Origin of the sequence: Membranihabitans marinus (assembly GCF_019802045.1) — a bacterium.
In the GTDB taxonomy this organism is placed as follows: domain Bacteria; phylum Bacteroidota; class Bacteroidia; order Chitinophagales; family Saprospiraceae; genus Membranihabitans; species Membranihabitans marinus_A.
Genome location: NZ_JAHVHU010000006.1, coordinates 220,637 through 236,446 on the forward strand (window position 1 = coordinate 220,637; position 15,810 = coordinate 236,446).

A 15,810-nucleotide genomic window follows, 5' to 3' on the forward strand; every position below is an offset into this window, starting at 1 on the left:
GAATATGGTGTGTGATGCATGCAGCAGAGGAAGCGCGACAACAGTCGTCCCCCACCTTAGTATGCGTGTAATGCATCCAGCAAAGGATGAGCGGCAACGGCCGTCCTGCGCCTTACTGCCATACCAAGGTGTGGGACGCTCTCTCCGGAGCTGAAAGCTCCGACTACTCTACAACACCACCAATCGCTCCACCTGAAAGGCAGATGTGCCTTCTTCCCGGATGTGAAAATAATACACGCCCGCCGGGTAAGATCCCAGTTCCCAGATCATCGAATGACCCGATTCCAGGACATCAAATGATTTTTTGCTGACCTCCTGTCCCATTTCATTGTACAGGGAGATGGTACTTCCACGCATCCCTTTCTGCACATCGAGATAGACAGAGGTTCGGCTGCTTCGATCCACAAAATTAGGACGCACTTTAATCCAGCTTTTCTTTTCCACCGATTGCCACACAAAAGTCATCACAGGGACCGTCAGCTCAAAAATGGCAGAACATCCGAGTGAGTCCGTGATGGTCAAAGTATAATCTCCTGCAGCCACCGAATCCAATAATGCCGTCGTATCCCCGGTATTCCACGCATAGCGATAAGGAGCCTGCCCTCCACCTGCTTCTACGGTGATCGACCCCGTAGAGTCTGTCGTCCCCGTCCCTACTATCGTACTATCCATCAGAACCAACTCTGTAAAAGAAAGGTCGATTGTGATCAACGTATCACAACTTGTCTCAGAAAATAGGGTATCCGTATACATCCCAGATCGGGTATATGATTTTTCATTGATCCGCACCGTATCTCCCATGCATCGATCCAGCACCAGCTCTTTTTCAGCATATTCCTGCAGCATAATTTCGAGAACATTCACAGAGTCACAACCGGATACGGAGGTTCGTTCAGAAAAATATATACCTGGTCCGGTGAGCCAGCCGGTATTAAAAAACACGGAATCTCCCGGACACATATAGATCGTATCCCGGGAAAAGTAGCTCGGTGCAATGGTCAAATTGAGATGCACGATCGAATCACAACCAAATATCGTTTGAAGCGTATCAGAATACCTCCCGGAAGAAGATAATTTTCGGTCTTGCCATTCGTAGGTATCCGGACTACATAATTCGACGTTGATGGTTTTCTCATATTGGTCATGAACCACAACCTGTACGGTGGCTATCGAATCACACCCTCCCCTGGCTGACAATGTATCGGTCCAGGAAGTCGAAGTCGAAAAATATTGTCCGTTCAGCAGAATACTGTCGCCCGAACAAAGGTCGTAGCGCGTTGTCGTACGGACAGGGTCAGAAAACCGCACCTGCAGCGTCACGATCGAATCGCATCCGTAAATGGAAGAAAATGAATCCACCAAATCCACATCTGTATGATATACAGAATCTTCATAGTGAAACTCCTCACCCGGACACAATCCGACATCCCGTGTCTCGTGATATACCGGTCGAAAGCGCAAATCCAGTCGGACAATACTGTCACACCCTCCCAGATTCGTGAAGGTATCCAGGTAGGATCCGGATTGGGTCAGCTCCAATGAGTCGGGACCAAAATAATAAACCTCCCCTTCACACAATTCACTCATGGCATGAACCGTATCTGGCTGAAAAGTCTCCACAGTAAATAAATATAAGCTGTCACATACAAATTCATTCTGACTAAAGACACTGTCGGCGAAGGTTGTATCAGCATCATAAGTCCGTCCCTTGTAGGTGAATATTTCACCCGGACACAATTTAATCTGACGTTCTTCAATGACCTGTGGACAATTGACTACCAGCGTAAAAGTATCACTCATAATAGACACACCGGGGAAGGTGGAATTTGTCATCGTTACGGTGTATGTACCAGCGTCTTGAGGTATGGTATTCGATATAAAATATTCCTTGTTCAGGTGTTGATTGATTCGTTCCCCATTTTGAAACCACCGGTATTCTGTATTAAAATGATCTTCATCGGTATCTAACTTAATCGTATAATTATTTCCTTTTGTAACCGTAAATGAATCAAACAAAAAGTTAAAATTCTTTTGTGGAAACAAAACAATCGTTCCTCCTCGAAAATTTCTGAATGGGACTACATCTTGAAATGTGAGTCGGTTCTCGCTGATATCAGAAAAAATAATCTGATTCAAATATTCATGCGTAAAATCCACGTCTTCCAATTCGTTTTTCCGTAAGGAAAATTGCTCCAAAACGGGTAGATCATCAAAGACAGGAATCGATCCAGTTAGTTGGTTACCATCCAAGAGGAGCTCCCGCAAATGGGGCAAATCCAAATGAGGGATAGGACCTGAAAAGCGATTTCCGGACGCATAAAATTTCTCCAGCTTTCCGATCGGACCCGTGGCAGGAAGCGTATCAGATAACCTATTATGAGAAATATTCAACTCCTGAAGTACAGATACTTCCTTGGGCCATGTGAATGAACCGGTCAGCTTATTTTCGGAAAAATTAGCCTTAGTCATCTGTCCAAGTCGGTCAATCACAGGCAATGGACCACTGAATTGATTTTGAGACACATCGATCTCGGTTAAATTACTTTTATTGTGTAGAATTGGCAGATTCCCATGAAAGTTATTATTTCGAAGATTGAGGTAACTTAGTTGATCCATCATGGATAGGAAGGAGACCGTTCCGGATAGTGCATTGTTGGCCAGATTAAGGATTTGAATCTCAGTCATATGCGAATAGTCAGGCAAGGAACCATCCAACCTGTTGTGGTTAGCGATCAACACTTCCATTCCAGCACTGTTCTTCAGTGCTGGTAAACTTCCGTGGAAGCGATTTTTAGAGATATTTAAATGTTGTAGTTTTTGAACCTTTGAAAATGCGGGCAGTGTACTGAGCATATTATTATCGGACACATCAAGTTTAACCAAAAACGGCAGATTCAGGTCCGGAATATTTCCTTGTAAATTATTGTCAGACAACAGAATCGCCGTCACACATCCTGCCTGATTTACACTAATTCCGTGCCAATCCTTAAAGGGTCTATTCAGGTTCCACCTGACTTTCCAGCTCCCCCCATTTGTAGCACCAAAAAAATCAACGAGGACCATTGAATCGTTTTGAGGCCGACAATCCTGCGCACAGACCTTTCCTAATAACAAAAAAAAGAACAGGGTAAAAACCCAGTGAACACACCTCATATCTAGTTATTTTAAAGCGATTTAGACATTATAAGCATTTATAATGCATCAATAACCGTTCCATTTTTAGTTCGTTTCGGATCTTTCAGCAGAAAATTAAAAAACAGGTTTTAAAAACCTTCGATCTGATCGATTGAAAACCGCGTACCTGTCCTGTTTCTGCTGGATTCAAACCCTATAGGAATGATCACGACACATCCCAGGAATACCCGATCACTTATATTGTCCCAATAGACTAATACCGTATTAAATTTATAAATCGAGTACCCGGCACGATCGACCGGTCCGAACGATTCTGCAGTTTGATCAATCTCAAATATTTTCATATCTTTTCAGTAAATTAATATTCTTGTTGACACCAATCAAGCCCAATTTTAACCATCCAAAAGAAATGTGTTCCAACGCGTAAAACCATTAATAAATGAAGAAAAAGAAAAAAAAGCTGGCACTGGTCCTTAGCGGAGGTGGCTTCAAAGGCGCTTTTCAGATTGGCGCACTTGAATACCTGCTGTACAACCCCGTGATGATTGAAAATGAAGTTTTGGATATCAATCATTTTGATATTATTTCCGGGGTATCGGTCGGATCGCTTAATGGGGCTTTCGTGGCAACACGTCAATTGGAAACATTGAAAGAAATCTGGTTTGACAAGATTATCCATGAAGGTCCTGACATAGTATACACTTCCAAATACTTGGAACACGGGAAACCGGACATCAAAAAAATACTAACCGAATTGGTTCCGGATCTTTCGATCTGGCAGCGATTGCTGCTGATTTTTTCCAGAAGCAGGCAAGAGAAATTTGCACGCCAGGTGTTGAAAAATTTTCTTGATCTGGAAGGTCTGGCCGATAATACCCCACTGTTGGAGTTACTGAAAAAGCATGTGCATCTGGACAAATTCAAAGATGTCGATTATAAAATGGGCTTTGTATCTTTGCGGGACGGCCGATACAAATCGGTGAGTCACCATCAACTGCCCAACAATAAAGAACTGCAAAAAGCCATCATGGCATCTTCCACGATGCCGGTAATATGGCCTCCAATTCCTTACATTCATACCATCGCCGGTGAAAAATTTTTTGACAATGTCGATGGAGGTATTCGCAATGTCACTCCCTTGAAAGATGTGATCGATGAAATCAATTCCAGAGCAAAGGACGACGAAGAGTATTACATTATCGTCATCAACTGCAGCACCAGCAGCCTGCCCCCTATTGACCCCGACCCGTCCATCGTAGATATCGCGGTTCGCTCCATGCTCGATATTACCATGGCTGAGATTTTTAAAAACGACCTGGAACAATTTATATGGATTAACGACATGCTTCGCGCACAGAATCTGGATAAACTGAAAATCGATTCCAAAATTTATCGTCGATACAAGATAAAAATCATCCAACCGCCCCGGTCACTGGGAGGTACCCTCGATGCCCGGCCTGAAATCATCAAAGCATGGCGGCAATTGGGGTACGATACAGCTAAAAAGGAAACCTCAACCCTAGACTGGAACGCCTGATTTTGAATGAGGTGAACCCTAATTTTTATTTGTAGGACCTGTAAGTTTTAGCCCCCGACCATCACGATTAATTTTTCATAAAATCACTACAATTAGATGTCGACCCAATCTGTAAAATGTATACTAATAAGCCTGCTTGTAGCAGCACCTTTTTTACTATTAGCACAAAACAAAGCCCTTCACGAGCGGCATTATGCAGACTATATTCAAGAACTTTTAGGTGGCCAACGGGAATTTTCCGTAACCAACGGCCGCGTAGATTTGGTCACTGAAGAATACGCTTATGAAATAGAATGGGCTAAAAACTGGAAAGAAGCGATTGGTCAGTCCCTTTGGTATGCCCTTCAAACGGGGTTAAAACCAGGAATTATTTTAATCAGAGTGGATCCAAAGGAATACCGCTACTTCCAAATGCTCAATTCCACCCTTCAATTCAGCAATCTGGAAAAAGCTATTCGGGTCCTGATCTTTCCGGATGACTTTGAAAATTTGATCGAGGAAAAATGAAGTAACCACGCAAGGCATCATGGTGTCTGGTCGTCTGTGATTGTCGATATAACAGCGGTTATGACAGATTTTTAAACACCCCATAACGGTTATTCCGGCAAACTTTCCAAAACCCCCGATTTGTGTATAGATTTAATATCGTCCGCCAACAGACTTCGGATGTCTTCGTACGGACCGAGCTTCCGATTCACGCCAAATTTAGCCAAAAATTGATCGACGAGTGTGATCAATCCGATTTTATCCTCATCGTAGGCCATCCAGATCGCAGATGCAAACTGAACGTGTTTTTCATCATCTTTTAACGGGATATCCATGCCATGAAACCGGCCTCTGTAAAACAGAATCCATGCAGCCAATGCAAAAATAATTCGTCTGGGCAAATCATCCGTGTGGTCGATGTAGTCCTCGATGGTTGGCAGTAATCGAGCTTGAAATTTGGAAATGCTATTCAAGGAAATATCAAGTAATTGGTGTGCCAAGACCGGATTCCGAAATCGATCAAGAACTGCATTGATGAAAGTGTCAACTTCAGTGGTCGAAAGAAAGTCCAAGGTAGGTTTGACCTCCCGGGTCAATAGTTCCATCAAATAGTCTTCGATTTTCTCATCTCCCACGGCTTCATCCACTGTTTTGTGTCCCGCCAGAAATCCAACCGGAACGAGAGCGGTGTGTGCGCCATTGAGTACCCGTACTTTGAGATTTCTATAATCAGTAATATTGGAGACGAACTGTACATTTAACCCCGCATTACCCAATTTCCACTCCTTTTGCAACACCGGATTTCCGGAAATAATCCAACTGTGGTAATATTCGCCGGCCACAATCAATTTATCGTCGTATCCAATGGATTTTTTAATCTCTTCAGCTCGATCTGTAGGAAAACCAGAAACAATCCGGTCCACGAGGGTATTGTAAAAATAGTTATGGTCCTGAATCCATTCTATAAATTTACGGCCCAGCTGCCAGTGGTCCGCATACCGGAGCACAACCTCCTGCAGTGTGGAACCATTCTGCTCGATCAACTCACAGGGCAGGATAAGACAACCACGGCGAGGGCTACCTCCGAAGAAGGTAAACCGTTCATAAAGCCATCGTGTTAATTTTGCTGGAAACTCACTGGGAGCTTTATCATTAAACTGATCGTCTTTGGAAAAGGCGATACCTGCTTCGGTGGTGTTGGAGACGATGAAGCGAAACCCGGGATCCCGGGCTGTTTGAAGAAAATCTTTCCAGTGGGTGTAGGGTTGGATTGTACGACTGACTGACTGAACCAGGTCTATCTGATGAATCTGCTTCCCATCCTTTACACCATCCAGAACGACATGGAACAATCCATCCTGTGCTTTCAATTCATCGTAGTCACCGGATGGTGTGGGCTTTACAATAACCACTGATCCGTTAAATATGTTTTCTTTATTCAGTACATCCACCATCCAGTCCACAAATCCACGGAGGAAGTTCCCGCCGCCAAACTGCAAAATACGTTCTGGTGGGATTTTCGTCAATCGAGTTTTTTTTCGAGTAAGCTTTTTCATTTTCGATCTGTCATTATGCGGAAAAATACAAAGAACTGGGATAATAATCGCATATCCCCTAAAATAGTCGTCTGCAAACCTAATGAGGTTAACTTAATATCTTTATCTTTCTCACAAATAAAATAAATTTCATGGATAACATTGATGATCTGGCCGAATACCACAGATTGCTTGGTGAATTATTTCCCGATCTTACGCCGAAAGAGGCCTGGGATAGATACCGGTTATCGGCCGACCAAATTGAATTTTTCAATGAGAATGGCTATCTAGCACCAATAAAAATGCTGGATGAAGATCAAATCTCACAACTTAAAAAAGATCTGGAATCCATTTCTTCCGGTCATCATCCCAAGCACGCTTTATTTTACGAATACCATTCCAACGAATCCGGTGATCCTGATGCAGTATTGTTTCATTCATTGGGACACTGGCGCATCACCCGAGCGTTCCATGATGTGCTCTGGAATCCCAGATTTGTGGTGGCGGCTTCCCAGTTGCTGGGTAATAAAGCCGTCCGGTTTTGGCACGATCAGTTGTTTTCAAAACCAGCTCACCATGGCGGTGTTGTAGCATGGCACCAGGATTACAGCTATTGGACTCGAACCATTCCGATGCAGCATCTGACATGTTGGACCGGACTCGATGATGCAACCACAGACAATGGTTGTCTGTATTATATACCAGGCAGTCATCGCTGGCCGCTATTGGATAAAATAGAACTCGCCGGTGAGATGGACCGGATTCAGGAACATTTGACCCCCGAACAAAAGCAGCAATATGATCAAAAAGTTCCCGTGGAAATGCCGGCAGGGTATGGGTCGTTTCATCATCCGCTAATGATGCATGGATCCTATGAGAACCATTCGAATCGATCCCGCCGTGCATTTGTTCTCAATGTTTTTGCGGATGGAACGCGATCAGACTCCGATGAGTCGATGCTGGATGGCGTCCCACCGATTCCGAAAGGGAATCCTATGAACGGCAAGTTTTTCCCACTTCTGTATACACCGCCAAGTTAGTTTGTAGTTTGTGGTTTGTGGTTTGTGGTTTGAAGAACATACCGACTACTGATCATCACCAACTTTTGGCGCACAAATACGTTTGAAGGCTGTTAACTTAGTGCACTAATTCATAAATAATTGAATCGGTTTTATCTCACGTTTCCATCCCCAGCTTATGCCTGTTTAGCGCAAATAAAAGCTCTGTTTGAGCTTGATTCAATAGACCTCGGAGAGGTCTATATTTTGACAATAACCGTTGCTAACGTACTTCGACCTATGCTGCAGGTCAGCTTATCACATATATTAAGAGCGCCAAACAAATTGTAGCGATCCGAGAACGCTCAAATAAACCATTAGTAAGTTATGACTATCTGAATTATGCGATTCAGAATCTAATCCGACCGCTCTGAGGTCGTTAACCTGCAAGGATTCTGACCCAGTCAGGGTCGGATTAGATTGAACGCTGAGACATTTTGAGATATATGAAGTGTTATAATTTATAATGATTTATGGAACAGGCCACTAGGACTAATAACTATGCACTAAGAACTACATACTATACACTAAAACTTACCGATTACCGATCTTCTTTGCCTGCTCCACAATATTCTTGATTGTTTTTTCATGTTTGGCATCGAGTCCTTCTTGTTGATAGACCATTTCACCCTGTGGATCAAAAACACTGATAATATTGGAATGCGAAAAGTCCATCGGGGAGATTCGTTTATAATTAACCGCTAGTACTGTAGCAAATTCGCGGGTATACTCCGGCGTAGATCGGATGAACATCCAACGTTTATCTGTCATATCGTTTTCGGCTGCAAAGCTTTTTAATCGTTCCGGAGTATCTGTTTCCGGATCAATACTCACCATTATATATTGCACATCATCGCCATATTTTTCAGGCACCAGTTCTTCAATTCGGCGCATATCGGCGATCAATCGCGGACACGCCGCCTTGCACGTGGTATAGATCATCACCATCACCAGTACCTTTCCTTTGAGTTCTTTCAATTCAAACTCTTGCCCATCCTGGTTTGTCCATGTACCAGGTAAGTGATAGACAGACATTTCCGGAAGGGACGTTTCCTCCGCTGTCGCTGGATCATCCGAGTGAACACTTTGCTCATTTTGGCATGCTGTGGCGAGGAAAACATATATCGCTGTTAAAAATAGTAATTGTTTCATTGTTGATTATCTTTTACGTCTTCAGCACATCGGAATCCCAAATTTCTGGAGGTATATCTCGCCTTCATGCTTGATCGAAATGCATACCGCATAAAAGCAGCATAATCCATGAGATCCGTCGCTCCGATAGCGCTTGCACCGCAAAATAAGTTATTGTCCGAATTGCCGCCCTGACGAGACTCACTGGACAAGAGGACGGAGCTAAAATCATATGTCCACTCCCACACCAAGCCATGTAAATCATAAATACCATACACATTCTTCATTCCGGTTCCTACCGGATTAAGATGAGTATGGGCAGTTTCATACCAGGAAAGAATGTATTGGTTGTATTCTTCGAGCGTTCGGGCATCTGTAGCATTCTCGCCCGCCATGGCAGCGTATTCCCATTCATCGAGTGTAGGCAGACGTTTTCCTTTCCATGCACAGTAAGCCTTGGCGGCAAACCAGGACACATTGGTCACCGCAGCCTCTGGTAAGGCGTCACCCAAATCCAGTGGTGAGGCCCAGTGATTAAGATAGGCTTCATCCACATACAACTTAATGGGATTGTCCTTCTGCCATTCTTTTTGGTCCCGGACAAAATCAAGATAATCTGCATTGGTGACCGGATATTGATCCAGTCGGAATGCAGTCACTTGAACTTCATTTTCTGAGTCTCCGTACAGCGGCATATAACTGCCGCCTTCGATCACAATCATATCACCACCTTGTCCGTAGGTTGCATTAACCAAGAGACTTATAAATACTATCAGAAATAAATTTCTCATTGATCGCACTTTGGAATTTAAGATTAAAATTAAAGCATTTTGTGGTCGATTACCTTTTAAGTTCATACCTGCCTCATATAATTCAAACATTTATCGGTTTTTATCGTCGAAAATGCCGGTGTTGCTCCGGCGAAACCTCCGTTTTCTACCTCGACACCTTTTGAATATTTTCAGGTATCCTATATGGCATGGACACAAACATAAGTTACAAGTGCAAACGTCTCTGAATCAAGAATCGTTCAACAGAGAATTCATCCGACAAATTCACGCATCACCCAAAATTGGGGTGTAAAACACCCCTGATTTTGGATCCTAAATAATTTACTTCCAATACTCTAAAGCGTCACTAAAATATGACGGCCAGAATATCGCGCGGATTAGCTCTTCTCTTTTTGGGCCTTGACCATTTCTGGCGTCACTTCCACGGGTGTATTATCCCATTGGTGGGTGATGTAAGTCAATACGTTTGCTACTTCTTCATCTGTCAGGTTTTGTCCAGGCATTACACTGTTGTAAACCTCTCCATTAACCGTGACTTCACCCTGCAATCCATTGAGCACCACATCAATCGCCCGATCAATATCCTCATTCAGATAATCAGAATTGGCCACAGGAGGAAATGCATTCGGCAATCCTTCCCCATTTTGCTGGTGACAAGCGGCACAGGTTCGGGTATATATATCCTTCCCAAACTCGAGTCGTTCATCCAGATTTTGAGCCAGTTCTTCTTGCGCAGGTTCCTTACTTCCAGGCATTCTTTGAATTGCACCACCCTCCGGCAAGTAAATTCCTTCCTGCTGGGTACCCGTATAAATTTTCTCATTTTCATCACCGGTTACTGTAAGCATGCCCAATGCGCCTTTATTAAACGCCCGGAATATCGAGTGATCAACCAATATAAGCGTGCCAGGGACATCTACCATAAACTCAACAATTGCTGCTCCACCTGCCGGGATCATGGTCGTTTGGATATTTTCATTCACCAAAGTTCCTCCTTCTACGTAGACTTTATCAAAGATCTCACCGATGACGTGGAAAGAAGATACCAGGTTCGGCCCTCCATTTCCCATATATAGTCGCACCGTCTCTCCCACTTTGGCTTGAAGGGCATTTTCATTGTTGAGGGCCCCAACACTTCCGTTGAAAACGACATAGTCTGGATCTTCCGCAATTGCTTTTCCCATATCAAAGGCCTGCAAACCACGTTCACCGTAGCTGCCTTCCGTATAAAAGTCACCCTGCATCACATAGTATTCTCTATCCACCGGCTCCAGTCCGCCTTCGGGCTCTACCAGAATCAGACCGTACATCCCATTGGCAATGTGCATCCCCACCGGCGCTGTGGCACAATGATAGACATAAAGCCCGGGATTCAGGGTCTTAAAAGAAAAAACAATTTCCTTTCCGGGTGCCACAAAAGAAGACTCGGCTCCGCCACCTGGACCTGTCACCGCATGCAAATCGATATTGTGAGGAAGTTTATTATCTGGGTGGTTTTGAAGATGAAATTCTACCTTATCCCCTACTCGCGTACGGATAAAGCTGCCCGGCACAGTACCGCCAAAAGTCCAGTACAGATACTTGGATCCGTCCACCATAGTTCCTTCTTCCTCTATGATCTCAAGTTCTACTTTGACGCGTTTGGCCTCCCGATTACCGACAGGCGCCGGGACGTGTGGCGGAGAAGTTAATTCGGCTTGAATCGATCCGGTCACCTTAATCTGAGAGGTATCGACCTTCTTATCCTGTGAGCCGCAGGAAACAAAGAAAAAGGTGACCATCACAAGCATTCCGGCTTTAAGCCAGTTACTCATTGCTTTTTTCATTTGTAGCATTTTCATAATATCTGTTTTTAGTAATAAGTAAGTTTAATTTAAATGAACTGCTCCAGTCCTCAACCTCAATCTGTTTTAAGTGACTTCTGAATACATGTCAAAGATACAAAACAAGATTTTATAAAGGACATTTTTATCCTCTATTTTTATTATTATTTTTCCAGCCGGAAAATTCCCGCCTCAAGCCTCTTATTACTGGTCAGTGGTATAGTATAAAATCCGATTCAATCACACCACTGTCACTCCCACCACGTATAACACAAGGGATTGATTCACAAACTATCATCCACACAACGCTTCCTATGCTATCAACACAAAAGATTCCTCTTCGTGATTTTTACGAAGATCTCATACGCTAATATATATGGTCCGAACTGCAGGGCAGAGAGATATATCGGCGGATTTGCTTGAGCTATTCCATCAAACGGTTATAAAACCAACTCTTAATTTTATAATAAAAAAATTATTGAATTGACAAAACTATTTTTCCACTATTTTTATTTTGTCGCATGAGATCATGGGCTTGGGCGCTATCCGCCCAGGAAAGATTCTTGTAAATTTCAGGTTTCAATTCACCACGCTGAATTTTTGAATGGAATCGATCCAAGAATCCTCGCACCAACTCTCTTTTATAAGAGACCGACCGGGACCGAAGCGTACTGCCTTGTATGGTTAAGCGGCGACTGATCAAAGGGAGAATATTGACTTGTCCTGCTTGCACGCCACTGAGCAGTCCAAGCATGACCAGGGTCCCGTCCAGGGCCAGTGCCTTTATATTATCTTGAAAATAATCGCCACCGACCACATCAACGATCCCGTCTACGCCGGACCCTCCGGTCCAACCCATTACTTTTTCTAAAAAGGAATATTTTTGATAATCGATCACCGCGTCATACCCACGGTCCAAGCAAAAGTCAATTTTGGGACCCGACGCAGTCCCCCATTTTTTAATATCAAGATCGGACAAAAGTTGAACCGCAGCCGATCCGACCCCAGAAGCTGCTGCATGGATCAGCACCCGTTCCATCGTTGTCACATCCATCAATTGATACAAAGCCTGATAGGCTGTCAGATAGGTTTCAGGCATAGCTGCTGCCTCCACCCAGCTAGCTCCCTCCGGTTTACGCCAGATCATCCCTGAATCCAGAAGACAATACTCCGCATAAGCCCCACCATCCACCAAACCACAAACGTGATCCCCGGCCTTCCATTTAGTTACATTTTCGCCGACTTCCTCTATGATGCCACTGCATTCGAGTCCCGGAATTTCCGATGCACCTGCAGGAGGCGGATACTGCCCCCGAACCTGCAGCAAATCTGCTCTATTGAGCCCAAACGCATGAACACGAATCAGCACTTCATCGGAATCAGGATCCGGTATGGGGACTTCATCAAAATAAAGCGTCGATGTTTTTTGATCTTTGTCGTAATTAATGGCGCGCATAAGGTTTTATATTCGACTTGGTGATTGAACGATTTCCATCCTGATTATATTCCTCAGGGGAACATCTTCCGTGAATATAACCCATTCCATACTATCCATAAATGATGATTCCCGAATACAAAACAAGGATGAGACTCCATTTTAGTGCGTAGCACGAGTTTATTATATTTTCACGTCTACACCAAAAATAATTTGCCGAAACCCACCACCAAACACCCCGGACGTCGCTCTGTTTAAGCGGGATGCCCGATAGATCGAATTGGTCATATTTTTACCATTAACAAACACCGTGAGACGTTCTATGTTCCTGACTTTAAAATGATAATTTAAAAAGAAATCAAACGTCAAGAAAGCAGGCAACTGGCCAATAGCTCCGTCTGCAGATTCGTGCGTGAAATTATGGAATTCGGTATATTGCTCACTCACATAGTTCCCGCTAATTCCAGCCGATAAATCGTTCCAATAATAATTCAACCCCATATTTGCATTCCACCGGGGCGTGTAAGGGGCTTCCCCCTGCTCACCAGCATCTTCTCCAAAATGAATAACACTTTTAGATATTTGATCGAAGTCCGAAAGTTCGATCACATTCTGAGTTAATAATACCTCTCCATTGCTCCCATCAGAAGCATATATATCAAACGCAGATCTGTTTGCATTGACTTTATCCAAATATTCTTGACGCGTAGCGCTGCTGTGAATGACCTGAGCGAAAAGATCTTTGTCCATCAACCGCCCTTCCAGAACCGATGATTTCATAAAGTTAACATTTCCTGACAAGCGGAATTCATGTTGGTTGACCCGAAGCAGGTCAGCCCCAAAAGCTAGTTCCACCCCCCGGACATTAATCTTACCAAGTTCTTCAAAAATTTCATTTCTACCTCCCGCGTAAAAGTTACGAGTTGTAATATCGAACCAGGTCACTTGGCCGTCAACACGGTCCTTCAAAAAACTTCCCCGCCAACCAAGCTCTTTGTTCCAACTCAACTCCGGAGCGATATTAATGTCTTGGCCAGCCAAAGGATTGGTCACGATACCATCCTGTTCCACCAAAAAACCAAAAACCTTTGACGGCGCAATCATACCCTGATAAATGCTTCCGTACAACTCCCCGTCTCCGATCTGATAATCCAATGTCAGCCCGGGCAACAATTGGTTATAAATATTGGGCTCTTTTCCACTGTCTGTGCCTGTGATGTCTGGATTTTGAGCCAGAGCCATAAGATCCTGGCGGTACATGTCTACGTGTTCAAACCGAAGAATCGGTGTCACCCCCCAGGAACCGATATTAAATTGATTTCTGATAAATCCATTGAAAGACCAAAGTCGGTACCACAAATCCTTTGTCGTCGCTCCATGACGTGCCCAACGACTACCATTGGCGACCAAAAACCGGTCCTTAAAAATTTCGCGGTGAAGATTCATACTCACCTCTAGTTCTTGCGGACTTCCAAATCCATCCCAATTCAAACTCATGGTTTCCTTAATTCCAGCCACCGTATAAGTCCACCGACTATCTGTAGTCGATTCTAACCCATTCGTCACCCGACCAACGATCACATAGTCCTCTTCCCCGGGGGTTTTCCCAGATAGATATTGATAACGATCATTGAAGATATCCTCTCCCAAATAATTGCGCGCCTCTGAAGCTTTCACCTTTGCAGTAACCTGACGCCACCAGTCGCGTTCAAAATCGGAAGCATACACCTTGGATGTAAAGCTGAGCTGGTCTGTGGGCAACCATTTATGAATGATATCAACCCCGTATCTTCTCATGGTAAACTGGTCCGCGTCCAAAGGATTCTGGATCGGACTGGAATCAAAAGTAAAAGGGGTCTGAGAGCTTAGTGAAGCCTGATTATCTTCATGCTGACTGCTTACCTTAAAGTAAAGTGATTGATTCTCAGAAAGTTTCGCAAACACTTTAGCGTTCAGGTTAAGGACTTCCACCGAAGAGTTGTCTGTAAAACCATCAAACGACTTGTATACCCCCTCTACTAGTGCACCCAGATTGTTCCAAGTTCCGCCGTAGGATATCAAACCGGTCTGATAATTCCGCTCACCCCCCACTAGTTTAACCCGAAGTTCTGGTTTTTGAGGCGGTAAAGCTGTAATATAATTGATCGCACCATACATATTATTGGGGCCATATCGGAGCATGTCAGCACCCTTGTATACTTCCATTGCCGTTATTCGGTCACTGACCGGATTGTAATAAGCACCTGGCGCGATATACGGAGCCGGTGCCAGGGGGGTACCATCTTCCATCAACAGCACTTTCTTCGATCGGCGTCCCCAGGACCCCCTGATACTGATATTGGGACGATTGGACAACCCCATATCACCCACTATATTCACTCCCGGTACGGTTTTCAGGACTTCTTCGGTACTCAGCGGATTAATATTTTTTAAGGCGATGGGGGATATCCGAAAATTGCTTCCTTTAAAATTCCCTTTATAGCTGTTCGGAGAAGCACTCACGATCACTTCATCAAGTGCCGTACTGGACCGATTCATCCACACCTGATTTATACCAGATCTGTCTTCACCAATCCCGATACGAACTTCCTCATACCCCAGATACCTGACGACGATATACTTATCCGTCGATGCTGTTTTGATTTCAAAATGTCCATTATCATCCGTCACTGTTCCGGTTCCGCCAGGCTCCACTAAAATCAATGCCCCGACCAATGGTTGATGATCCAAAGTATCTAAAACTTCTCCCTGAATAATATTTTGAGAAAAACCAGAGAAAGTCATGCATAGGAATGCGAGTGATATTCCGTACTGTTTCAAATTCATAATAACTTTTTGAGATTATAATTATAGTTTGACAATGGGTTTTGCATCGACAA

11 protein-coding genes are annotated in these 15,810 nt (G+C 43.9%); 3 read left to right on the plus strand and 8 right to left on the minus strand.

The window, feature by feature from the left end; translation table 11 throughout:
• Positions 1–168 precede the first annotated feature (168 nt).
• Positions 169–3,153 carry a hypothetical protein gene (locus KUV50_RS06885; protein ID WP_222579367.1) on the minus strand — a complete coding sequence of 995 codons (2,985 nt, stop codon included), beginning with the start codon at positions 3,151–3,153 and terminating at the stop codon, positions 169–171.
• 110 nt (positions 3,154–3,263) lie between these two features.
• Positions 3,264–3,479, minus strand: coding sequence for a hypothetical protein (locus KUV50_RS06890; protein WP_222579368.1), 216 nt, complete (start codon positions 3,477–3,479; stop codon positions 3,264–3,266).
• A 95-nt stretch (positions 3,480–3,574) separates the two neighbouring features.
• On the opposite strand from KUV50_RS06890, the gene KUV50_RS06895 reads away from it, so the two are divergent.
• Both KUV50_RS06895 and KUV50_RS06900 read left to right on the plus strand, forming a co-directional pair.
• Positions 3,575–4,672 carry a patatin-like phospholipase family protein gene (locus KUV50_RS06895; protein ID WP_222579369.1) on the plus strand — a complete coding sequence of 366 codons (1,098 nt, stop codon included), beginning with the start codon at positions 3,575–3,577 and terminating at the stop codon, positions 4,670–4,672.
• Positions 4,673–4,768: 96 nt separating this feature from the next.
• The gene (locus KUV50_RS06900) at positions 4,769–5,179 is read left to right on the plus strand and encodes a hypothetical protein (RefSeq protein WP_222579370.1); all 411 of its coding nucleotides are present in this window, start codon (positions 4,769–4,771) and stop codon (positions 5,177–5,179) included.
• Positions 5,180–5,268: 89 nt separating this feature from the next.
• Here KUV50_RS06900 and KUV50_RS06905 read toward each other — a convergent pair whose 3' ends face one another.
• Positions 5,269–6,714, minus strand: a complete 1,446-nt coding sequence (locus tag KUV50_RS06905) for a tagaturonate reductase (protein ID WP_222579371.1) — start codon at positions 6,712–6,714, stop codon at positions 5,269–5,271.
• A 131-nt stretch (positions 6,715–6,845) separates the two neighbouring features.
• On the opposite strand from KUV50_RS06905, the gene KUV50_RS06910 reads away from it, so the two are divergent.
• Complete coding sequence (locus KUV50_RS06910) at positions 6,846–7,733, plus strand: phytanoyl-CoA dioxygenase family protein (RefSeq protein ID WP_222579372.1); 888 nt, start codon at positions 6,846–6,848, stop codon at positions 7,731–7,733.
• Between the two features lie 552 nt (positions 7,734–8,285).
• Here KUV50_RS06910 and KUV50_RS06915 read toward each other — a convergent pair.
• The 5 genes from KUV50_RS06915 to KUV50_RS06935 form a co-directional block, all read right to left on the minus strand.
• The gene (locus KUV50_RS06915) at positions 8,286–8,903 is read right to left on the minus strand and encodes an SCO family protein (protein ID WP_222579373.1); all 618 of its coding nucleotides are present in this window, start codon (positions 8,901–8,903) and stop codon (positions 8,286–8,288) included.
• The gene (locus KUV50_RS06920) at positions 8,900–9,673 is read right to left on the minus strand and encodes a formylglycine-generating enzyme family protein (protein WP_222579374.1); all 774 of its coding nucleotides are present in this window, start codon (positions 9,671–9,673) and stop codon (positions 8,900–8,902) included. Before KUV50_RS06920 ends, KUV50_RS06915 begins: the two co-directional genes overlap by 4 nt.
• Before the next feature lie 377 nt (positions 9,674–10,050).
• On the minus strand, positions 10,051–11,514 hold the full coding sequence (nirK, locus tag KUV50_RS06925; RefSeq protein ID WP_222579375.1) for a copper-containing nitrite reductase: 1,464 nt from the start codon (positions 11,512–11,514) through the stop codon (positions 10,051–10,053).
• Positions 11,515–11,971: 457 nt separating this feature from the next.
• Positions 11,972–12,952, minus strand: coding sequence for an NAD(P)H-quinone oxidoreductase (locus tag KUV50_RS06930; RefSeq protein WP_222579376.1), 981 nt, complete (start codon positions 12,950–12,952; stop codon positions 11,972–11,974).
• 162 nt (positions 12,953–13,114) lie between these two features.
• Positions 13,115–15,757 carry a TonB-dependent receptor gene (locus KUV50_RS06935; protein ID WP_222579377.1) on the minus strand — a complete coding sequence of 881 codons (2,643 nt, stop codon included), beginning with the start codon at positions 15,755–15,757 and terminating at the stop codon, positions 13,115–13,117.
• Positions 15,758–15,810 lie beyond the last annotated feature (53 nt).